This is a genomic window from Enterobacter sp. CP102 (assembly GCF_025152625.1).
Classification (GTDB): Bacteria; Pseudomonadota; Gammaproteobacteria; order Enterobacterales; family Enterobacteriaceae; genus Enterobacter; species Enterobacter soli.
On sequence record NZ_CP104014.1, the window covers coordinates 2,463,498 to 2,485,695 of the forward strand.

Annotated in this window: 18 protein-coding genes and 1 pseudogene; 8 read left to right on the top strand and 11 right to left on the bottom strand. The window is 55.6% G+C overall.

Features of this window, described 5'->3' with window-relative positions:
• Positions 1-82 precede the first annotated feature (82 nt).
• From N1249_RS11655 to N1249_RS11675, 5 genes are all read left to right on the top strand, one after another.
• Complete coding sequence (locus tag N1249_RS11655; protein ID WP_259829428.1) at positions 83-1,006, top strand: aminoimidazole riboside kinase; 924 nt, start codon at positions 83-85, stop codon at positions 1,004-1,006.
• Between the two features lie 165 nt (positions 1,007-1,171).
• Complete coding sequence (locus tag N1249_RS11660; protein ID WP_259829430.1) at positions 1,172-2,689, top strand: carbohydrate porin; 1,518 nt, start codon at positions 1,172-1,174, stop codon at positions 2,687-2,689.
• A 137-nt stretch (positions 2,690-2,826) separates the two neighbouring features.
• The gene (locus N1249_RS11665; RefSeq protein ID WP_259829432.1) at positions 2,827-4,197 is read left to right on the top strand and encodes a sucrose-specific PTS transporter subunit IIBC; all 1,371 of its coding nucleotides are present in this window, start codon (positions 2,827-2,829) and stop codon (positions 4,195-4,197) included.
• Positions 4,197-5,597 carry a sucrose-6-phosphate hydrolase gene (locus N1249_RS11670; protein ID WP_259829434.1) on the top strand — a complete coding sequence of 467 codons (1,401 nt, stop codon included), beginning with the start codon at positions 4,197-4,199 and terminating at the stop codon, positions 5,595-5,597. The genes N1249_RS11665 and N1249_RS11670 overlap by 1 nt, the downstream gene beginning before the upstream one ends.
• A 30-nt stretch (positions 5,598-5,627) precedes the next feature.
• Entirely contained in the window at positions 5,628-6,632 is a 1,005-nt protein-coding gene (locus N1249_RS11675) for a LacI family DNA-binding transcriptional regulator (RefSeq protein WP_014070402.1), read from the top strand.
• 47 nt (positions 6,633-6,679) lie between these two features.
• Here the strand turns inward: N1249_RS11675 and N1249_RS11680 are convergent, their stop codons facing one another.
• Complete coding sequence (locus N1249_RS11680; RefSeq protein ID WP_259829437.1) at positions 6,680-8,005, bottom strand: 2-hydroxycarboxylate transporter family protein; 1,326 nt, start codon at positions 8,003-8,005, stop codon at positions 6,680-6,682.
• Positions 8,006-8,453: 448 nt separating this feature from the next.
• On the opposite strand from N1249_RS11680, the gene N1249_RS11685 reads away from it, so the two are divergent.
• Positions 8,454-9,398: an AEC family transporter gene (locus N1249_RS11685; RefSeq protein WP_259829439.1), complete on the top strand. Its 945-nt coding sequence runs from the start codon at positions 8,454-8,456 to the stop codon at positions 9,396-9,398.
• A 34-nt stretch (positions 9,399-9,432) separates the two neighbouring features.
• Positions 9,433-11,118 carry an NAD-dependent malic enzyme gene (locus N1249_RS11690; RefSeq protein WP_259829441.1) on the top strand — a complete coding sequence of 562 codons (1,686 nt, stop codon included), beginning with the start codon at positions 9,433-9,435 and terminating at the stop codon, positions 11,116-11,118.
• 45 nt (positions 11,119-11,163) lie between these two features.
• On the opposite strand, the gene N1249_RS11695 is transcribed toward N1249_RS11690, so the two are convergent.
• Genes N1249_RS11695 through N1249_RS11705 form a run of 3 tightly spaced genes read right to left on the bottom strand, consistent with a single transcriptional unit; the run spans position 11,164 to position 14,821 of the window.
• Entirely contained in the window at positions 11,164-12,426 is a 1,263-nt protein-coding gene (locus N1249_RS11695) for a glycerate kinase (RefSeq protein ID WP_409193140.1), read from the bottom strand.
• A 4-nt stretch (positions 12,427-12,430) separates the two neighbouring features.
• The gene (locus N1249_RS11700) at positions 12,431-13,498 is read right to left on the bottom strand and encodes a tartrate dehydrogenase (RefSeq protein ID WP_259829443.1); all 1,068 of its coding nucleotides are present in this window, start codon (positions 13,496-13,498) and stop codon (positions 12,431-12,433) included.
• Between the two features lie 15 nt (positions 13,499-13,513).
• Positions 13,514-14,821, bottom strand: coding sequence for an MFS transporter (locus N1249_RS11705; protein ID WP_259829444.1), 1,308 nt, complete (start codon positions 14,819-14,821; stop codon positions 13,514-13,516).
• A 131-nt stretch (positions 14,822-14,952) separates the two neighbouring features.
• On the opposite strand from N1249_RS11705, the gene N1249_RS11710 reads away from it, so the two are divergent.
• Positions 14,953-15,849, top strand: coding sequence for a LysR family transcriptional regulator (locus N1249_RS11710; protein ID WP_259829445.1), 897 nt, complete (start codon positions 14,953-14,955; stop codon positions 15,847-15,849).
• 39 nt (positions 15,850-15,888) lie between these two features.
• Here N1249_RS11710 and pptA read toward each other — a convergent pair whose 3' ends face one another.
• From pptA to N1249_RS11745, 7 genes and pseudogenes are all read right to left on the bottom strand, one after another.
• Complete coding sequence (gene pptA, locus N1249_RS11715) at positions 15,889-16,119, bottom strand: tautomerase PptA (RefSeq protein WP_259829446.1); 231 nt, start codon at positions 16,117-16,119, stop codon at positions 15,889-15,891.
• A gap of 37 nt (positions 16,120-16,156) precedes the next feature.
• Positions 16,157-16,774, bottom strand: a complete 618-nt coding sequence (locus tag N1249_RS11720) for a glutathione S-transferase family protein (protein ID WP_259829448.1) — start codon at positions 16,772-16,774, stop codon at positions 16,157-16,159.
• 39 nt (positions 16,775-16,813) lie between these two features.
• Positions 16,814-17,701 carry a transporter substrate-binding domain-containing protein gene (locus N1249_RS11725; protein ID WP_259829450.1) on the bottom strand — a complete coding sequence of 296 codons (888 nt, stop codon included), beginning with the start codon at positions 17,699-17,701 and terminating at the stop codon, positions 16,814-16,816.
• A gap of 9 nt (positions 17,702-17,710) precedes the next feature.
• Positions 17,711-18,484 (bottom strand): amino acid ABC transporter ATP-binding protein, encoded by a 774-nt coding sequence (locus N1249_RS11730; protein WP_166715393.1) that lies wholly within the window; start codon positions 18,482-18,484, stop codon positions 17,711-17,713.
• A complete protein-coding gene (locus N1249_RS11735) occupies positions 18,468-19,394 on the bottom strand; it encodes an amino acid ABC transporter permease (protein ID WP_166715394.1) in 927 nt (308 codons plus the stop codon). Before N1249_RS11735 ends, N1249_RS11730 begins: the two co-directional genes overlap by 17 nt.
• Before the next feature lie 9 nt (positions 19,395-19,403).
• Positions 19,404-19,913: a GNAT family N-acetyltransferase gene (locus N1249_RS11740; RefSeq protein WP_259829453.1), complete on the bottom strand. Its 510-nt coding sequence runs from the start codon at positions 19,911-19,913 to the stop codon at positions 19,404-19,406.
• A gap of 9 nt (positions 19,914-19,922) precedes the next feature.
• A pseudogene (locus tag N1249_RS11745) lies at positions 19,923-22,186 on the bottom strand (NtaA/DmoA family FMN-dependent monooxygenase).
• Between the last annotated feature and the right edge of the window lie 12 nt (positions 22,187-22,198).

The following is a 22,198-nucleotide window of genomic DNA, read 5'->3' on the forward strand; positions in this document are numbered from 1 at the left end:
GGCATTTCACTTACTGTATCCCTGTGCTTTAATGAGCTAAACCGGTTTAATTAAGTTTAGCATTGAGAGGGGAAATACCAACATGAATGCAAAAGTCTGGGTTTTGGGTGACGCAGTGGTGGATCTACTGCCGGAAAGTGAAGGCCGCCTGCTGCAGTGTCCCGGCGGCGCACCGGCTAACGTGGCGGTAGGCGTTGCTCGCCTTGGCGGCAATAGCGGGTTTATCGGGCGCGTCGGCGACGATCCCTTTGGTCGCTTTATGCGCCATACCCTGCAACAGGAGCAGGTTGACGTCAGCCATATGCGCCTTGACGGCCAGCATCGTACCTCCACCGTGGTGGTCGACCTTGACGATCAGGGCGAGCGACATTTTACCTTTATGGTGCGTCCCAGCGCGGACTTGTACCTGGAAGAAGAAGACCTGCCGGCGTTTGCCGCCAATCAGTGGCTGCACGTCTGCTCTATTGCCCTTAGCGCCGAACCCAGCCGCAGTACGACGTTTGCCGCGATGGAAAAAATCAAACGTGCCGGTGGCCGGGTGAGCTTTGACCCTAATATCCGCCTGGATCTCTGGCAGGATCAGAACCAACTGCACACCTGTCTTGACCGCGCCCTGCGTCTGGCGAACGTGGTGAAACTGTCCGAAGAAGAGCTGATATTCATCAGCGGCAGTAATGATATCGCGCAGGGGATCGCCAGCATCACCGAACGCTATCAGCCTGAATTACTGCTGGTGACTCAGGGTAAAGCAGGCGTCATCGCCGCATTCCGGCAGCAGTTTGCTCATTTCAGCGCGAAACCGGTTATCAGCGTGGATACCACCGGTGCGGGCGATGCGTTTGTCGCCGGACTGCTCGCCAGCCTTGCAGCCAACGGGATGCCGGCGGATATCAATGCCCTGGAACCAACGCTCACTCTGGCGCAAACCTGCGGCGCTCTGGCAACCCTGGCGAAAGGCGCAATGACTGCCCTTCCATACCAGCGCGATCTACAACGCCAGATCTGATCCTAAATACCGTCGTGCGCGGTCCACTTTGTTGCATCCATCACACTTATTAAACCGGTTTAGCAAAATCAATTTCAAAATGTTAAATGTCGTGCTTAACATAGCAACTAAACCGGTTTAGCAAAAACACACAATTTTTAATTTTCCTTTTGGGATGCAATCAATATGTTCAGAAAAAGCACACTCGCGGTTCTTATCGCTTTGCTAACCGGCGCCGCCTCAGCCCATGCACAAACGGATCTCAGCAGTATCGAAGCCCGTTTAATTGCGCTGGAAAAACGCTTACAGGATGCAGAAAACAGAGCGCAAACGGCAGAAACCCGTGCAGAGTCGGCAGAGAGGAAAGTACAGCTGCTCACGACACAGCAACAAAAAACCCAGGACAGCACTCAGGAAGTGGCGCAGCGTACCGCCAGACTGGAGAAAAAAGCCGATGAAAAAAGCGGGTTTGAGTTCCACGGCTACGCCCGTTCCGGCGTGATAATGAATGACTCCGGTGCCAGCACCAAATCCGGGGCCTATATGACGCCTGCAGGGGAAACCGGCGGGGCTATTGGCCGTCTGGGAAACCAGGCCGATACCTATGTTGAAATGAATCTTGAACATAAGCAGACCCTGGATAACGGGGCAACGACCCGCTTCAAAGTCATGGTTGCCGACGGTCAAACCACTTATAACGACTGGACGGCAAGCACCAGTGATTTGAACGTGCGTCAGGCCTTTGTTGAACTGGGTAACTTACCCACCTTCGACGGGCCGTTTAAAGGCTCCACCCTGTGGGCCGGGAAACGCTTTGACCGGGATAACTTTGACATTCACTGGATCGACTCGGATGTCGTGTTCCTCGCCGGTACCGGCGGCGGTATTTACGATGTCAGATGGAACGACAGCGTTCGCAGCAACTTCTCTCTTTACGGGCGTAACTTCGGCGATATTGCTGATACCAGCAACAGCGTGCAGAACTACATCGTCAGCATGAACAATTTCATCGGTCCGGTGCAGGTGATGGTCAGCGGGATGCGGGCAAAAGACAACGACGAACGCCAGGATACCAACGGTAATCCGGTCAAAGGTGATGCGGCAAATACCGGCGTGCATACGCTGCTTGGGTTGCATAACGACAGTTTTTACGGCCTGCGTGAAGGCGCCAGCAAAACCGCCCTGCTCTACGGTCACGGCCTGGGTGCAGAAGTTAAAGGCGTCGGCTCTGACGGCGCGTTACGCTCGGGGGCCAACACCTGGCGCTTCGCCAGCTACGGCACCACGCCGCTGAGCAAGAACTGGTTTATCGCCCCAGCAATACTGGCACAAACCAGTAAAGACCGTTATGTCGATGGCGACAGCTATCAGTGGGCAACCCTCAACATGCGCCTGATCCAGGAGATCAATCAGAACTTCGCCCTCGCTTATGAAGGCAGCTACCAGTATATGGATCTCAAACCTGAAGGTTATAACGATCGCCATGCGGTAAACGGTAGCTTCTACAAGCTCACCTTCGCCCCGACCTTTAAGGTTGGCGACATCGGTGATTTCTTCAGTCGTCCTGAAATCCGTCTTTACACCTCATGGATGGACTGGAGCAAAAAACTCAATAATTACGCCAGTGATGACGCGCTGGGCAGCAGTGGGTTTAAATCGGGCGGCGAATGGTCGTTCGGGATGCAGATGGAAACCTGGTTTTGATGGTAAACACCTGGCAACAGTAACCGCCGGGGCGACAAAGTACGGTTCGTCGCCCCGGAAACAATAACAACGAAGAGAATGCGCCCCACCTACCACGGGACGGCGACTCGAAAATCAATACGCATTCAGAGGGTACTATGGATTTTGAACAGATTTCCCGCTCGCTACTTCCGCTTCTGGGAGGCAAGGAAAATATCGCCAGCGCCGCGCACTGCGCCACGCGCCTGCGCCTGGTGCTGGTCGATGATTCACTGGCCGATCAGCAGGCCATCGGCAAAATTAATGGGGTTAAGGGCTGTTTCCGTAACGCCGGACAGATGCAGATTATCTTCGGCACCGGGGTGGTAAACAAAGTCTACGCCGCTTTTATCCAGGCGGCAGGGATTGGCGAATCCAGTAAATCGGAAGCTGCCGACATTGCGGCTAAAAAACTGAATCCTTTCCAGCGCATTGCCCGCCTGTTGTCGAACATCTTTGTGCCGATCATCCCGGCTATCGTCGCCTCCGGCCTGTTGATGGGCCTTCTGGGGATGGTCAAAACTTACGGCTGGGTCGACCCGGGCAACGCCATCTACATCATGCTGGATATGTGCAGCTCAGCGGCATTTATTATTCTGCCGATCCTGATTGGCTTCACCGCCGCCCGTGAATTTGGCGGTAATCCTTATCTCGGCGCAACGCTTGGTGGCATCCTGACTCACCCGGCGCTCACCAACGCCTGGGGTGTGGCCGCCGGTTTCCACACCATGAACTTCTTCGGACTTGAGATTGCCATGATCGGCTATCAAGGCACAGTGTTCCCGGTGCTGCTGGCGGTGTGGTTTATGAGCATCGTTGAGAAACAACTGCGTCGTGTGATCCCCGATGCGCTGGATCTGATCCTGACGCCGTTCCTGACGGTGATCATTTCCGGTTTTATCGCCCTGCTGATTATCGGCCCGGCCGGTCGCGCGCTTGGCGACGGTATTTCGTTAGTCCTTAGCACCCTGATTACCCACGCCGGTTGGCTGGCCGGACTGCTGTTTGGCGGCCTCTATTCGGTTATCGTCATTACCGGTATTCACCACAGCTTCCATGCCATCGAAGCAGGACTGCTTGGCAACCCGTCCATCGGCGTCAACTTCCTGCTGCCGATTTGGGCAATGGCCAACGTCGCCCAGGGTGGCGCTTGTCTGGCGGTGTGGTTCAAAACCAAAGATGCCAAAATTAAAGCCATTACCCTACCCTCGGCGTTTTCTGCCATGCTCGGCATCACCGAAGCAGCGATTTTTGGTATTAACTTACGCTTTGTAAAACCGTTTATCGCAGCCCTGATTGGCGGCGCGGTGGGCGGCGCGTGGGTCGTATCCGTGCATGTTTACATGACCGCGGTAGGCCTGACGGCTATCCCTGGCATGGCTATCGTGCAGGCCAGCTCGCTGCTGAACTACATTATCGGGATGGTTATCGCCTTTAGCGTCGCCTTTGTCGTCTCCCTGGTACTGAAATACAAAACGGACGCTGAATAATGTCACTTCCATCACGCCTGCCTGCGATTTTGCAGGCCGTTATGCAGGGCCAGCCGCGCGCGCTGGCCGACAGCCACTATCCCCGCTGGCACCATGCGCCGGTGACCGGGCTGATGAACGATCCCAACGGCTTTGTTGAATTTGCCGGACGTTATCACCTGTTCTATCAGTGGAACCCGCTCGCCTGCGATCATAAGTTCAAGTGCTGGGGACACTGGAGCTCTGCCGATCTGCTGCACTGGCAACATGAGCCGATCGCGCTCATGCCGGATGAAGAGTATGACCGCAACGGCTGCTACTCCGGCAGCGCCGTAGACAGTCAGGGCACGCTCACCCTGTGCTATACCGGTAACGTTAAATTTGACGACGGCAGCCGAACCGCGTGGCAGTGCCTGGCGACGGAAAATGCCGACGGCACGTTTTCTAAGCTCGGCCCGGTATTACCGCTGCCAGAGGGCTATACCGGCCACGTGCGCGACCCGAAAGTCTGGCAGCATGAAGGTCGCTGGTACATGGTGCTGGGCGCACAGGATTTGCAAAAGCGTGGCAAGGTGCTGTTATTCAGCTCGGCGGATCTGCATGAATGGACGAGTCAGGGCGAAATTGCTGGTTACGCTATCAACGGCCTGGACGAGGCGGGCTATATGTGGGAATGCCCGGATCTGTTTGCGCTCGGTGGCCAGCATATCCTGATTTGCTGCCCGCAGGGCGTGCCTCGAGAGAAAGAGCGCTACCTCAACACCTACCCGGCAGTGTGGATGAGCGGCGATTTCGACTACCACCGCGCGGCGTTCAAACACGGCGAACTGCACGAGCTGGACGCCGGGTTTGAGTTCTACGCGCCACAAACCATGCAGACCAGCGACGGTCGACGTCTGCTGGTCGGCTGGATGGGCGTGCCGGACGGCGAAGAGATGCTTCAGCCGACGCTGGCTAATGGCTGGATCCATCAGATGACCTGCCTGCGCGAGCTGGAGTTGATCAACGGTCAGCTCTGGCAGCGTCCGCTGCGCGAACTCAACGCCCTGCGTGGCGAGGCGCGCAGCTGGCAGAGCAGTGCCCTGCCGCTGGAACCGATGGAAATATCCCTGGAAACCACCCGCGACGATGCATTACGCATCGATTTCGGTGGCGCGTTAACCCTCGGGCGCGATGCCGGCGGCATCCGTCTGGCGCGACGCAGCCTCGCCAGTGACGAAACACACTATCGCTACTGGCGCGGCGAGGTTCGCTCGCTGCGGATTTTTATCGACCAGTCGAGCGTGGAAATCTTCATCAACGACGGTGAAGGTGTCATGAGCAGCCGCTACTTCCCGGACTATCCGGCACAGCTAATGCTCTCCGGGATCACGCCTGAAGCATTCTGCTACTGGCCGCTGCGACGATGCATGGTAGAATAAGCGTTTTGATTTCAGGCTCATGGCGTCGTAATGAAAACCAAACGCGTAACCATTAAAGATATTGCCGAACTGGCTGGCGTTTCCAAAGCAACCGCCAGCCTGGTGATGAGCGGGCGTGGCAAGGAGCTGCGCGTGGCGCAGGAAACTCGCGAGCGCGTGCTGGCGATTGCCCGTGAGCATCATTATCAGCCGAGCATTCATGCCCGTTCGCTGCGCGATAACCGCAGCCACACCGTCGGGCTGGTGGTGCCGGAGATCACCAACTACGGTTTTGCCGTCTTTTCCCACGAGCTTGAAACACTGTGCCGCGAGGCCGGCGTTCAGCTGCTTATCTCCTGTACTGATGAAAACCCCAGTCAGGAGAACATGGTGGTGAACAATATGATTGCCCGTCAGGTTGACGGGCTGATCGTCGCCTCCTGTATGCATAATGATGCCGACTATCTTAAGCTCAGCAACCAGCTGCCGGTGGTGCTGTTTGACCGTTGCCCTAATGAAAGCGCCCTGCCACTGGTCATGACCGACTCGATTACCCCGACGGCAGATCTGATTTCCCGTATCGCGCCTTCCCATAGCGATGAGTTCTGGTTTTTAGGCGGCCAGCCGCGGCTATCGCCGTCTCGCGACCGACTGGCTGGGTTTACGCAGGGTCTGGCCCAGGCGGGTATCGAATTGCATCCGGAATGGGTGATCAACGGTAACTATCATCCCAGTTCCGGCTACGAGATGTTCGCCGCCCTCTGCGCCCGTCTCGGTCGGCCGCCAAAGGCGCTGTTTACTGCTGCCTGCGGGTTGCTGGAAGGGGTACTGCGCTATATGAGCCAGCACAATTTGCTCGATTCCGATATTCATCTGGCGAGCTTCGACGATCACTATCTCTACGATTCGCTGTCTCTGCGTATTGATACCGTGCAGCAGGACAACCGTCAGCTTGCCTGGCACTGCTACGACCTGATAACCCAGTTGATTGATGGCAATACGCCGGAGCCGCTACAGCGCTACCTGCCTGCAACGCTGCAAATCCGCCATCGTTGATTGCCGTTCAGCAAGCCAGGTGTCTACCCGGCTTGCTTCCGTCAACACTACATTATCCATCCCAGCAGCAGCGTGGCGAAAATCACCGTCGACGCGCCGCCAATACGGGTGGCAATCTGCGCGAACGGCATGAGCGACATACGGTTAGAGGCGGACAAAATCGCCACATCCCCTGTTCCGCCCAGGCCGCTGTGGCAACAGGTCACAATGGCCGCTTCAACCGGGTACATGTTCAGCCGCGAAGCAATAAAATACCCGCTTAACGCCATCGCTATCACAATCGAGCCGCACACCACCACGTATCCCACGGAAAAGACCGATACCACGCTTTCCAGCGGAACATACAACATGCCAAGGCCAATCATCAGCGGCCACACCAGGGCTGCGGACACAAACTTATAGCAACTGTGTGCCCCCTGCTCCATCGAGTCCGGGATCAGCCGGAAGTACTTGCACAGCACGGCAATCAGGATCATCAGCACCGGGCCTGGAATGTGTACCAGCTTTTCAAACAATCCCCCCACAATGAAGAACGCGCATACCATCAACAGGCCGCCGCCCATCAGGTGAAAATCGGTCGGCTGCACATGCTGCGCGCCAGTGAACAGGTTATCCTCACTTTTGCCACGGGTTAACATGCCATTCCCTGAAAGCGAGGGCCGTTTCGCTCCCAGACGCGCAAAGACGCCTGCGCAGATAATTGCAAAGATATTCCCCACCACCGCGGCCGGTGCCAGCTGCGCAACATAGACGTCAGGTGTTTGCCCCAGTATTGCCGAATACGCCAGCGACAGCGGCAAAATCCCCTCACCAATTCCGCCCCCGATAATCGGCACGATGATGAAAAAGAACGTGTGATACGGCGTAAAGCCGAACAGTGAACCGACGATTAACCCGCTCAGCACGGCCATCAGCGTGCCGACCACCAGCGGAACAAACATGCGGATCATCCCCTGGATCAGCAGAATGCGGTTCATCCCCAGAATGCTGCCCACCACCAGACAGGCGATCACAAAATAGAGCAGGTTCGCCTCTTTCATCAGCAGGTGAACGGTATCCAGCGTATGTTTCTGGAACACCCCGAAATAAACCAGTATCGATGGCACCATCAGGCACAGGATCGCCGGGCCACCGATATCTTTCAGCACCGGGATTTGACGACCGATTTTGGCAAACGCGAAACCGAGCGTCATGATCACCGCCAGCCCGCCAATCATATTTTTCGGCAACAGACCCGCCCACGCGGAAATGGCCACGATAGAGGCAATGCCCACAAACAAGATCAACGGCACGGCCCCAACCTCGGCATTGTTCAGGTTGAAGGTAAAACGGGGGGATACCGCCGGAGAAGGATGTACAGGATTATCTTTCATATAATCACCTGATTAGTCAGTTCGGATAAACAGAGAAAAAGAATAACGTGATGTTATCCATCAGATTTAAAACGTTCTAAAAAGAAAAATATGTAATAAGGCCTTTTATAGAACAGGCTCAGGGTGAAAATATCATGGCCAAATTCAGTAAAACAGATCGCCCGGCGACATGATTGATGGAAATGTGAGCAGTATGGTAATTCCATTTTAAATAACTTAAATCATCATTGCGTAACTAAAGTTACCGGCGATTCTGTTTTTTATAAATTACTGCGTTTTTCTTGTCATTCATCAATATATGAATGCACACAGGCTTATCAAACTAAAACAACCATTTTGAAATTAATAAAACCAGATAGAGTGTGACCGTTATCACTCCTGCCCTGTTTGCTAACCGCTAGATTAGCGCATCAACAATACCCATAAAATGTACTCGACAGGATATCTTATGCCCTCATTATTATTACAGTCCCTGTTTCCACTCGTCTTTATTATGCTATTAGGGTGGTTAAGCGGAAAACTTGGTTATACCCGGCGTGAAGATGCTAACGTTCTGGCAACGGTCGTTATCCGCTTCGCCCTTCCTTTTCATCTTTTTATTGGCGCGTTAAATACCGACCCCAATAAAATTAAGAACCTGACGTTTATGGCCGTGCTGGTTGTTGGCCTAATGGGTTCTTATTTACTGACGTTGTTTATTTCACGCTTTGTTTTCCGTCATGATATTAAAACCAGCGCCATTCAGTCACTGGTTTGCGCCTTCCCGGATATGGCCTATTTTGGTGCCCCGGTTCTGGCGGTATTGATTGGCCCGGAAGGATTTATCGGCGTACTGATCGGCAACATCATTACCAGCGTCATCATGATCCCTTTGACTATCGTATTGATTCGTATGGGAGATAAAAGTGATGAGAGCCTCAACGCGCTGCATCCGGGTGCGATGGTGCTGCAAAACCTCATCAAAGCAGCCCGCAACCCCATCGTCTGGATCCCGGTTTCGGGCGTGTTGTTAAGCCTGGCCGGTGTGCAAATACCCCATATTCTCAGTATGCCGATTGAAATGGTTGGCAAAGTGTCTGGCGGGCTTTCTCTGTTTGCCCTTGGGCTGCTTTTCTACGGTGAACGTCCAAAACTAAACGTGCAGACATTTACCAATATCAGCATTAAAAACCTTATTCAGCCAGCCATGATGGCAGCCGCCGGTCTGGCATTTGGGCTCAGCCATACGTTATTGCAGCAGGTTGTAATTATTGGCGCGACACCTTCCGCCATTGCCGCAGGAATGTTTGCGTTACGCAGCGACACCTATATTGACACGGCCTCTTCATCGATATTGATTGGTACTGCCGTGGGTGTGCTGACAGAAGGCATTATGATTTATTTAATTTCTTAATCTGTTTTAATTCAAATTCGCTCAGGAGTTACCCATGTCTCGCAAAGAAGTGCTTTATACACCGTATAACGGAGCCGTTTTGCTGGAAAATCCGCTGTTAAACAAGGGGCTGGCATTTATTAAAGAAGAACGCGACAATTTTAACCTGCACGGTTTATTACCGCATAATGTAGAAACTATCGAGGAACAGACCGAACGCGCCTGGGTGCAATTCTGTCATTTCAAGAGTGATATTTCCCGTCACGTATATCTGAGAAATATCCAGGACACTAACGAGACATTATTTTACAACCTGTTACGCTCGCACCTTAAAGAAACCTTACCCATCATCTATACGCCAACCGTAGGTGAAGCGTGCGAACACTTCTCTACCATTTATCGCCGTGCGCGTGGTTTATTTATTTCATGGCCTAACCGCCACCGTATTGACGAGATGCTCCAGAGTTTTTCCCGCAATGATATCCGCGTCATAGTGGTCACCGACGGCGAACGTATTCTGGGGCTTGGGGATCAGGGGATCGGCGGCATGGGTATTCCGATTGGTAAGCTGTCTTTGTATACCGCCTGTGGCGGTGTGCACCCGGCCTCTACGCTACCGATTATGCTGGATGTCGGCACCAACAATCAGCAGCACCTCGACGACCCGATGTACATGGGCTGGCGCCATCCGCGAATCAGCGATGACCAGTACGCGGAATTTATGGACATGTTTATCAGCACCGTTAAAGCGCGCTGGCCGGATGTGCTGCTCCAGTTCGAGGATTTTGCCCAAAAGAACGCGACCAAACTGCTCCAGCGCTATCGCGACCAGCTTTGCTGTTTCAATGACGACATCCAGGGCACGGCAGCAGTCACTTCCGGCACGCTGATTGCCGCCGCTCACGCCGCGGGAACCCGCATTCGCGACCAGCGCGTTGTCTTTTTAGGCAGCGGCTCAGCGGGATGTGGCATCGCGGAAAAAATCGTGGCGCTGATGGTGGATGACGGCCTGACCGAGACCGAAGCCCGCAGCAGGATCTTTATGGTCGATCGCTTTGGCCTGTTGACGGATGACATGACCAACCTGCTCGACTTCCAGAAAAACCTGCTTACGGCGCGGGTAAATCTCCAGGACTGGCAGGTTGAATCGAATAATATTTCGCTGCTGGAGGTGGTGAAAAACGCCAGGCCAACGGTGATGATTGGGGTTTCGGGTCAGCCAGGGCTGTTCAGTGAAGAGATCGTCAAAGAGATGCATCGCCACTGCCCGCGCCCGATTATTATGCCGCTGTCTAACCCAACATCGCGTGCAGAAGCACAGCCGCAGGATCTGATCGAGTGGACCCAGGGTGCCGCCCTTATTGCCACCGGCAGTCCGTTCGCACCGGTGTTCTATCAAAACGAGCAGTATGAAATTGCCCAGTGCAACAACGCGTATATCTTCCCGGGCCTCGGTTTAGGCATCATGGCCTGTCACGCCCGCCGGGTTACGGAAGAGATGCTGATGACCGCCAGCCGCACGCTGGCCGCGCAGTCTCCGCTGGTCACCACCGAAAAAGGTGGCCTGCTGCCTCCGGTGGATCAGATTGAGTCGGTTTCCCGCACCATTGCGTTTGCCGTTGCGCGCACGGCCATTGACCAGGGGGTTGCGTCCGCTATCTCTGAAGACGAATTGATGGCGCGTATTGAGAAGACCTGGTGGCAGGCGGATTACGCGCCGTATCGTCGCTCGGCGCTGTAATGTTATTGCCGGGTGGCACGCCTGCCTGCCCGGCATCGCATAATGTCACAGCACAATCACCGCCCGAATGTCATTAACGTTGGTTAACGTCGGGCCGGTGATCAGCAGATCCCCGGACGTGGCAAAATAGCTGTAACTGTCATGGGCAGCGAGAAACGCTTTCGCATCACCTGCGGTTCGCGCCAGTGTTTCCGGGGTAACAATGGCCCCCGCCGCATCTTCCGTGCCATCAATCCCGTCGCTGTCACCCGCGATGGCATAAATCCCCTTTTCTCCTTTCAGCGCGCAGGCCAGTGAAAGCAGGAATTCAGTATTGCGTCCACCACGCCCGGCTCCGCCCTGACCAATGGTGACCGTGGTTTCCCCTCCGCTGAGCAGCACGGCCGGGCCTTTCACCGGCACACCGTGCTGTTTAACCGACTTCGCAATACCGGCCATCACAATACCCAGCTGCGCACTTTCACCTTCAAGCGCATCCCCCAGAATAATCGGCGTGAAGCCCATTTTGGTTGCCACTGATGCCGCCGCGGCCAGCGCCCCCGACGGCGTGGCGATCATACGGATATCCTGTGCAATATCAGCGGCCGTCACCTGCGGGCGCGGTGTTTCCAGCACCCGCATAATGTGCTCCGGCAGATTAAGTCCGTAACGATGCACAATCTCCAGCGCCTCCCCGGCGGTGGAGGTATCTGCCACCGTCGGGCCCGAGGCGATACTCTGCGGGTCGTCACCGGGTACATCGCTGATGATTAGGGTGATCACCCGGGCGGGCTGCGCGGCCAGTGCCAGTCGCCCGCCTTTAATATCCGAGAGCTGTTTACGCACGGTGTTCATCTCCTGGATGGTGGCACCGCTTTTCAGCAGCGCTTTATTCACCGCCTGCTTGTCAGCAAGAGTGATCCCCTGACGCGGCAAGGCCAGTAATGACGACCCGCCGCCGGAAATCAGGGCGATAACGCAATCCTCTGCGCTGAGGTTTTTCACCTGCTCCATCATCAGCATCGATGCGACTTCACTCATGGCATCCGACACGGGATGCGCAGCCTCGACGATGCGTATATGCTGCGTGGGCACCGCATGTCCGTAGCGGGTCACCACTACGCCGTGCATATCGACGTCCGGCCAGGCTGCTTCCAGCGCGGCGGCCATGGCGGCGCTGGCTTTTCCGGCGCCCACCACAATGCAGCGTCCGCGCGGTTTCTCCGGCAGGGCGTTGATCAGGGCCTCAAAGGGATCGGCGCTTTTTACCGCCGCCATAAAGATTTCGGTAAGCGCCCCTCTCAGGGCGCTGTCAGATGTCTGTACCATAGGCTCAACCTTCACGGATGGCGCGGATCACCGCCTGGGTGACCTCACGGGTATTGGCCGTACCGCCCACGTCCGGGGTCATAATCCCCTGCGCGCAGACCGCTTCAACCGCCGCCATCAGACGTGTTGCCGCACCGCTTTCGCCAAGATGTTCCAGCATTTGTGCTGCCGTCCAGAAACTGGCGACCGGGTTTGCAATGCCTTTACCGGTGATATCAAACGCAGATCCGTGGATAGGCTCAAACATGGACGGGAAACGGCGCTCAGGATCGATATTCGCCGTTGGCGCAACCCCCAGACTCCCGGCCAGCGCGCCCGCCAGATCGGAAAGGATATCCGCATGAAGGTTAGTGGCAACAATGGTATCCAGCGACTCCGGGTGCAGCGTCATGCGCACGGTCATGGCGTCGACCAGCATTTTATCCCAGGTCACATCCGGGAATTCGCGCGCTACTTCAGCAGCGATTTCATCCCACATCACCATCCCGTGGCGCTGAGCGTTCGACTTGGTGACCACCGTTAACAGTTTGCGCGGGCGGGTCTGCGCCAGACGGAACGCATAGCGCATAATGCGGGTGACCCCGGTGCGGGTGAAAATAGCGACTTCCGTCCCCACTTCTTCCGGTAATCCACGGTGAGCGCGGCCGCCGTTGCCGGAGTATTCCCCTTCGGAGTTCTCACGCACAATCACCCAGTCGAGCGTGCCCGGCACGGCCTTGCGCAGTGGCGACTGAATGCCTGGCAGAATTTTAGTTGGGCGAACGTTGGCATACTGGTCAAAGCCCTGACAGATTGGCAGACGCAGCCCCCACAGGGTGATGTGATCCGCCACATCCGGCGCGCCTACCGCGCCAAAGTAGATGGCGTCGAAGGATTTCAGCTGTTCCAGTCCGTCTTCCGGCATCATCACGCCGTGGGTTTTGTAGTAATCCGAGCCCCACTCAAAGGTGTGAACGGAAAAGCGCATGTCTCCCTGACGCTCAGCCAGCGCATGAAGCACCTCTACGCCTGCGGAGATCACTTCCGGGCCAATACCGTCAGCCGGGATAGCAGCAATTGCGTAATCTTTCATGTGTTTATTCCTTAATTAAGGTTTTGGATGAATTAACGTTTCGCTGATCTGTGCCTTGCGGGCAGAAGCCGACAGCCACAGAACAACAAGAGAAGAGAGGATCAATAAACCGGCAACAAACCACAGGCCCCAGGTATAGCTCCCGGTTTGTTGCTTGATAAGGCCAATCATGAATGGCCCGACAAATCCGCCCAGGTTGCCGAGCGAGTTAATGGTGGCGATACCCGCCGCCGCCGCTCCACCGGAAAGAAACAGCGTCGGCATACTCCAGAGCGGGGGTTTCGAGGCGCTGATGCCGCAGTTAACAATGGTCAGCGCGAAGATAACGCCCACCACGCTGACGGCATTCCCGGCCATAAACAGCCCTGCCGCCGCCAGCAGACACGCGCCGATCACATGCCAGGAACGTTCACCGGTTTTATCGGAATGGCGCGCCCACAGCACCATGGCGCAGACGGCAATCACCGCTGGCACGGCATTCAGCAGGCCGACCGTCATCGAAGAGATCCCCAGCGTTTTGATTATCTGCGGTGACCAGATCCCAAGCGTGTACAGCCCGGCAGAGGTTCCGAAGTAAACCAGCGACAGCGCCAGCACGCGTTTATCGAGCAGCCCTTTCCACACGCTGTGTTGTGCGGTGGCCTGTTTTGCCGCGTTTTCACGCGCAAGCGTTGCCATCAGCCAGCCGCGCTCTTCCTCGTTTAGCCATTTGGCTTTTTCAGGGCGATCGGTCAGCCAGAACAGCACCACTACGCCGAGGATCACGGCAGGAACCGCTTCGAGAACAAACATCCACTGCCAGCCGGCAAAGCCCATCAGTCCGTGCATTTCTAACAGCGCGGCAGAGACAGGCGAGCCTAACGCCGTGGATATCGGGGCGGCGGCCATGAAAATGGCGGTTACCTGCGCGCGTTTTTGTGCCGGGAACCAGTAGCTGAGGTAGAGGATGATCCCCGGGAAGAACCCGGCTTCAGCCACACCAAGCAGAAAACGCAGGGTATAGAAACTGGTGGTTCCCTGAACGAAGGCCATCCCACCCGATACCAGACCCCAGGTGATCATCACCCGCGCAATCCAGATACGGGCGCCGACTTTGTGCAGGATCAGGTTGGAAGGCACTTCAAACAGGAAATAACCGAGAAAAAAGATCCCCGCGCCAAAACCAAAGACGGCGGGAGAAAAACCTAAATCTTCGTTCATGGTCAACGCCGCGAAACCGATATTGACGCGGTCGAGAAAGGCGATGAAATACAACAGCATGATAAAGGGTACGATGCGCAAGGTTATCTTGCGCATGACCCGTTGTTCGATTGTGCAGGTCATGTGAGGTGTTCCTTATAATTTTATATGTAGGGTTAGCAGTCAGGCTGCTTTGATTGAGTATGCGGATTTTTCTTGCAGGATCATGCGCTACGGTTTATACAAAAAAATGCAATAATCGAGAGCGGACAAAAATGGAACTTCAGCACTTACGTTGTTTTCTGGCGGTGGCGGAAACACTGCATTTTGGCGAAGCGGCGCAGCGCCTCGACATGCTGCCGTCAGCACTAGGCAGGAATATTCGTCTTTTAGAAGAAGCACTTGGCACGCGCCTGTTCACCCGCTCCACCCGGCGGGTGGCCTTAACCGAGAACGGCGTGTTGCTGCGCGAAGAAGCGCGGAAACTGCTCGCTCACGCCGACGCGATTATGTTGCAATTTCGTCAAAATCCGCGCCGTACACAGCCGCTTCTGCGCGTCGGTACCATCGACAGCGCGGCAATCGGCCTGCTGCCAGGTTTGCTGCAACTGTTTCGCCAGAAATTCCCGGATGTGGAAATCCAGCTGTTTGAGGATAAAACCGTGCATCTGCTGCCAAAACTGAAAAGCGGCAGGCTGGATTTGGTCTTTATCCGCCCGCCTTCACAGCTGGATGCGCAATTTGGCCGCACGTTTTTGTGTCATGAGCCCGGCATCCTGGCGCTGCCTGCCAGCCACCCTTTTGCCGGGCGGGAATGTGTGGATATTGCCGAACTGGAAGGAATGCCGATGATCCTGCCCGAGCGGCGCTCCCGACCACACAGTCATGATTTGACGATGAATCTGTTCCACAATGCAGGCATTAAGGTGACAGTGTCACAGATGGCCGATGAAAAACAGACCATCATCAACCTGGTGGCAGCCGGTATTGGCCTGGCGATTGTGCCCGCCTGGAGTAGTCGCTTTCAGGTTGCGGGGGTGAAGTTTGTGCGCATTACGGGTTCAGACGCGACGGGGATGCCGCTGGAGGCGGTGTGGGTGAACGGGGCGAAGGATGAGATCCGGGATAATATGCTGGCGATGTTAGTGGAACATCCGGAGCTTTATGTGTGAATCGCCGGGTGGCAACATCGCCTGACCCGGCCTACAAACTTACATCGAATAGCCGGGTTTCTTAATCAACTCATCCATCCTCGGGCCAATTTCCGTGTCCCAGACCTGTGCTTTCCAGTCTTCCGGCTGTACCTGATTCAGGGCCACAGACACTGAGCTGTCTTTGCTGTCGAAATGGCGAATAATCACCTGAGCAATATCTTCCGCCAGCGCGGCTTTTTGTTCATCGTTCAAATCGCGAGGGAAACATTTGATATCTACGTGTGGCATGTGCAGGCTTCCAGTTGTGAGTTAGCGTTCCACGTTATCAGATAATTTCGTTCGCCTTTAACACCTTGTGCAGTTCTGGCAGTGCACACACGGCATCCGCAATGGCAGTTATCTTTGGCGTGTTGGCGGCAAACCACGCGTGGCGCGGCCCCCACGAGCGCATTACCGCAAGATAAACATCAATCAACGTCAACCGCTCGCCAAAGGTATAGGGCGCAGAACTGAGCTGTTCTTCCAGCCACAGCCAGAGTGATTTTCGGTATTCAAGGCAGTTATCCCTAAGCTGTTCCGGTGCATCAGGAACCCAGCGTTCGGGATAATCGGCGTAGGTGAAGGTGGGATAGACATTGGCCACCAGCCAGATCAGCAGGCGCTGAAACTGTCGGCGTTCAGGCTGGCCAACGGGTGGCGCGAGATCCGGACATCTGTCGAGTACCATCAGGGCAATGGCCGCCGTTTCAGTCATGATCTCACCGTGCTCCAGCGCCAGCGTCGGCACCTGGCATAACGGGTTAAGCGTTTCGAGTAAGGACCGCTGCGGGCCGGGTGCATCAAAACCGTCCACATTGACGAACTGATAAGGAATGTCGGCCAGGGTCAGCATCACTTCACTGATTGCCGAGCCCCAGCCGGGTACGCCATAGAGTTTCATCATGTTGCCCCTCAGGAATAAAACCCTAAGTGTAGAGCAGCATTAGTAAGTTATCCCCGGCGGGTTGACCTCTGATTGCGCCACCGCTTCGCCCTGCTCGCCCCAGCGTGCCAGCACTTTCTGGTACTCACCGCGCTGAATGGCACCGTCCAGCGCCGCCTGTAGCGCATACACCAGCTCGTTGCCTTTTTTGGTGGTGGTGGCGACATAGGCTTTCTTCGGCCCTAAGCCCACTACGCGGGTTTTGCCGGTTAACGCGGCTTTATACGCCGACACGGACTGCGGGCCAAAAAAGACATCCGCCCTGCCGGACTGAATGTACAGATTGCCCGAAGCATCATCGGTCAGATACACCGGGAGCGCGGTTTCACGCCCGGCGCGTTTGTTCTCTTCATTCCAGCCGAGCAAAATTCGCTCCTGGTTGGTCCCGGAGCCGACAATCACCTTTTTGCCCGCCAGATCGCCAGCGCTTTTTATCGCCTGAATATCACTGGTGGATTTCACCGAAAAAGCCAGGGAGTCAACGCGGTAGGTGGCAAAGTCAAACTTCTCTTTGCGTTGTTCGGTAACGGCGATATTCACCAGCGCCACGTCATAACGCCCGGAGGTGATCCCCAGCGGCCAGTCTTCCCAGGCGGTGGGCACCAGCTTCAGTTTTAACCCCAGGCTGCCCGCCAGCAGCCGGGCGATATCCGGGTCACTGCCGATACGCGTGCGGTTATCACTGGCGAGCAGCGCAAGCGGCGGTGAATTGAGCGCAGAAATCGCCACCGTCAGCGTTCCCGGCTCGACAAACTCATAGCCTTTCGGGATCTTCGCCACCGCCTGCTGATCCACCGTGACCGGCAGCGGTTGCTCATTGGCTTTTAGATCAATGCTGGCGTGGCTCGCGGTGCTCAGTACCAGGCCGGCCAGAACTCCATATTTCATTTGCGCTCCTTACAGCACTTTTGACAGGAACTGGCGCGTTCGCGCGTGGGACGGGTGGTTTAATACTTCGTCGCTGCTGCCCTGCTCGACAATTTTGCCATCGACCATAAACACCACCTGATCTGCCACTTCGCGGGCAAAACCGATCTCGTGGGTTACCACCACCAGCGTTGTCCCGGAACGGGCCAGCTTTTTGATAACGTCGAGCACTTCGCCCACCAGCTCCGGGTCGAGTGCAGAAGTGGGTTCATCGAACAACATCACCCGCGGGCGCAGCGCCAGGGCGCGGGCAATGGCAATGCGCTGCTGCTGGCCACCAGAGAGATGCCGCGACCAGGCATCGGCTTTATCGCGCAGTCCCACCACGTCCAGCAGCCCGTGCGCCCTTTCGATGGCCTCTTTGCGGCTCAGTTGTTTATGGGCAATCGGGGCCTCAATCAGGTTTTCCAGCACCGTGAGATGCGGGAACAGATTAAAGTTCTGGAACACGTAACCTACGTTGACGCGCTGCTTCAGGATCTCTTTTTCCTTGAGTTCGTACAGCTTATCCCCCTGACGGCGGTAACCAATATAGTCCCCGTCTATCTGGATAAAGCCTTCATCCACCCGCTCCAGATGATTAATGGTGCGCAGCAGCGTGGATTTCCCGGAGCCGGATGGCCCGAGGATCACCGTGACGGAACCGGGTGGGATCTCAAGCGAGACGTTATCCAGAGCTTTATGGCGGCCAAAGAACTTACTGACGCCGGTAATCGAAATGTGTCCTTCAGGAGAGGCTTGCATGGACAGGCTCCTGTACTTGAGTGGTGGTCACGGAACGGGTACGGCTACTGGCACGGTTCTGATTCACCGCCGAACGGCGTTCGCTACGGGCAAGACCACGCTCCACTAAATGCTGAATGGCAGACAACACCGTGGTGATCACCAGATACCACACCGCACCAACCATCAGCAGCGGGATCACTTCCTGCGTGCGGTTGTAGATCATCTGAATGGTGTAGAACAGCTCCGGCATCGCCAGCACGTAGACCATGGCTGTGCCCTTCGCGAGGCTGATGATTTCGTTGAACCCTGCCGGCAGAATGGTGCGCAGCGCCTGAGGCAGAATAATGCGCAGGGTACGGCGCCACGCGGGTAATCCCAGTGCGGCGGCCGCTTCATACTGACCATGATCGACCCCAAGGAATCCTCCGCGAATAATTTCAGCGGTGTAAGCACTCTGGACCAGCGTCAGCCCCACCACGGCGGTGGAAAATTGACCCAGCACGTTGATGGTTTCAAAGCTTCCCCAGGTGATGCCAGTAAAGGGGACGCCGAGGGAAAGCGTATCGTAGAGATACGAGAAGTTATAAAGGATGATCAGCACCACAATCAGCGGCAGCGAGCGGAACAGCCAGATATAACCCCAGGCCAGGCTGCTCAACAGCCATGAAGACGACAGGCGTGCCAGCGCCAGCATCCCGCCGATCACTACGCTTAAGACGGTGCCAATCAGCGTCAGCAACAGCGTCTGGCCTAACCCTTCCAGGATAACCGGATCAAAGAACCAGCGGGCAAACACCGCCCACTCCCAACGCGGGTTGAAGGCCACAGACTGAATAACCACGGCCAGCACAAACAGCGCCGCCACAGCACCGACGGCGCGCAGCGGGTAACGCGCCGGGACCACCTTAATGGTTTCAACGTTTCTCATCGTCGTTCCTCATGCGGTTTTACTGAACGCTTCGCGTACCAGCGTTTTGGTGAATCGCAGCCGTCCGTCAAACGGCGGCTGGCTGTACTCTTCCGGGTCACGGTCAAGATCGAACTGCGGCTGATAGCCCTGGCTGATATAGAGCCTGACGGCCTCCGGCTGACGAAAACCGGTGGTGAGGTAAATCTGGCTGTACCCCGCCAGCACCGCCCGACGCTCCAGCTCCTGTACCACGCGGGCAGCCAGCCCCTGCTGGCGCAGCGCCTTATTCGTCCAGATGCGTTTGATCTCAGCAGTGCGTTCATCAAAGGGCTTGTAGGCCCCGGTGGCGATGATCTCGCCGTCACGCTCCAGCACGATAAATAGCCCTTGCGGCGCTAAGTACCACTGCGTCAGTTCCACTTCTGCGTCTTTTGAGAAATAGTCCCCGTAGCGGGCGGCGTATTCACCGAACAACCCATCAATGATGGGCTGAAGATCGGCGTCTTCCGGCGAAACATCGCGAAATTGTTCGCTCATACGACCTCCTTAGTCACCCAGACCTGCCGGGTTCACTTCTGATTGCGGGATACGCTCAACCCCTTCGCCCCAGCGGTTCAGCACTTTGTCGTAGTCGCCGTTTTTAATCACGCCGTTAAGCGCGGTCTGCACCGGCTCCACCAGACCACTGCCTTTTTTCAGCGTGACCGCAATGTGTGCTGCCTTTGGCCAGCCGCCGTCTACGCTGCCCACCAGTTTGGTTTTCCCGGTTAATGCGGCTTTCCAGGCGCCGATCACGTTCGGCCCGAAGAAGGCATCAGCCCGCCCGGACTGAATCGCCAGGGTTTGCGCCGCATCGTCTTTGGTGTAGACCGGAGTAAAAGGCTTAAGCCCTTTTTTGAGGTTTTCGGCGTTCCACGCCAGCAGGATCGATTCCTGATTGGTACCCGATCCGACAATAATGCGCAGCCCGGCGATATCTTCCGCTTTCTCGATAGACTTAATCGGGCTGGTGGATTTCACGTAGAAACCCAGCGAATCTTTTCGGTAGGTTGCAAAATCAAACTTCTCTTTGCGCTCTTTGGTGACGGTAATGTTGCTGATTGCCGCATCGTATTTGCCAGACGCCACGCCCAGCGGCCAGTCTTCCCAGGAAGTTGGCACCACGTTCAGCTCCAGTCCCAGGCTGTCGGCCACCAGTCGCGCCACGTCCACTTCGCTGCCGAGCAGAGTTTTGTTGTCGTCAGAGAAAACCGTCAGCGGCGGCGAGTTTAGCGCGGCCACCGCCACGGTAAATTTACCCGGCACGGCGAAGCGATAATCTTTTGGCAACTGCGCCACGGCAGCACTGTTTTTCGCCGTATTGACCGGCGCTTTATTGGCTTCCAGGCTCACGCCCGTGCCGTTAATGTTCACATTTTCTGCCCAGACGGCAGGGGTAAAGGCCAGCGCAAGCGCCAGAATAAGCGATGTTTTCTGCATAGCGGGGTTCTCTTTTATTGTTGTGTAAACTGATTTTCAGGTTGAGCTAATCCAAGGCTCTCGCGAAGCGTGGTGCCAGGGTATTCCGTGCGGAAAATACCGCGAGCCTGGAGAACCGGCACGACCTGCTCAACAAAGCGCGGGAAGGTATCCGGCGTACCGCCCTGAATGATGAATCCGTCAGCGGCAAAGCCGTCGAACCACGCCTGAAGCCCATCTGCCACCTGTTCCGGGGTACCGGAGAAACGCGGGCGCGGCGAGGCGGCTTCCAGCGCCACCTGACGCAGGGTTAAGTTGCGCTCCCGGGCATTACGCTTAATTTCATCCGTGGTACTGCGGAAACTGTTTTTGCCTAAATCGCCAATATCCGGGAAAGGTTCATCAAGCGGATATTGGCTGAAATCATGATGTTCAAAATAACGGCCGAGATAATTCAGGGCATCTTTAACAGAAACCAGTGCGGCGGTGGTTTGATATTGGTTTTCCACATCATCAGCATCTTTGCCGACAATCACGCTGACGCCCTGGAATATATGTAAATCCTCTGCCCGGCGACCATGATTTTCCAGCTGTTGTTTCACGTCGTGATAAAAAGCCTGTGCTTCTTCTAACGATTCATGATGGGTAAAAATGGCGTCGGCATGTTTCGCGGCCAGTTTTTTGCCGTCATCTGATGCACCAGCCTGAAATACAATTGGCCGTCCTTGCGGTGTGCGGCCAATATTCAGCGGCCCGGCCACCTTAAAGAAATCGCCGTGGTGATCCAAGGTATGCAGTTTTTCAGGATCAAAGAACTGACCCGTCTCTTTGTTACGCACAAAAGCATCACCTTCCCAGGAGTCCCACAACCCTTTCACCACATCCAGATATTCATCGGCAATGCGGTAGCGCAGCGCGTGTTCCGGGTGTTTTTCGCGGGAGAAATTCTTCGCCGAGCCTTCCAGCGGCGAGGTCACCACGTTCCAGCCCGCACGGCCGTTGCTCAGATGATCCAGACTCGCAAACTGGCGCGCCACGGTGAACGGCTCGCTGTACGAGGTGGATAATGTTCCCACCAGCCCCAGACGCGTGGTGATGCTCGCCAGCGCGGATAATACGGTGAGCGGTTCAAAGCGATTTAAAAAATGCGGAATGGATTTTTCATTAATATAAAGGCCATCGGCGACAAATAAAAAATCGAGCTTGCCCTCTTCAGCTTTTAATGCGGTTTCTTTGACGAAATTAAAATTAATACTGGCATCTGCGGCAGCCGCCGGATGACGCCACGCAGACATATTCCCGGATGCACCATGCAATATGGTTCCCAGCCGCAATTGTCGGGTTGCAGACATATTCACCTCTTA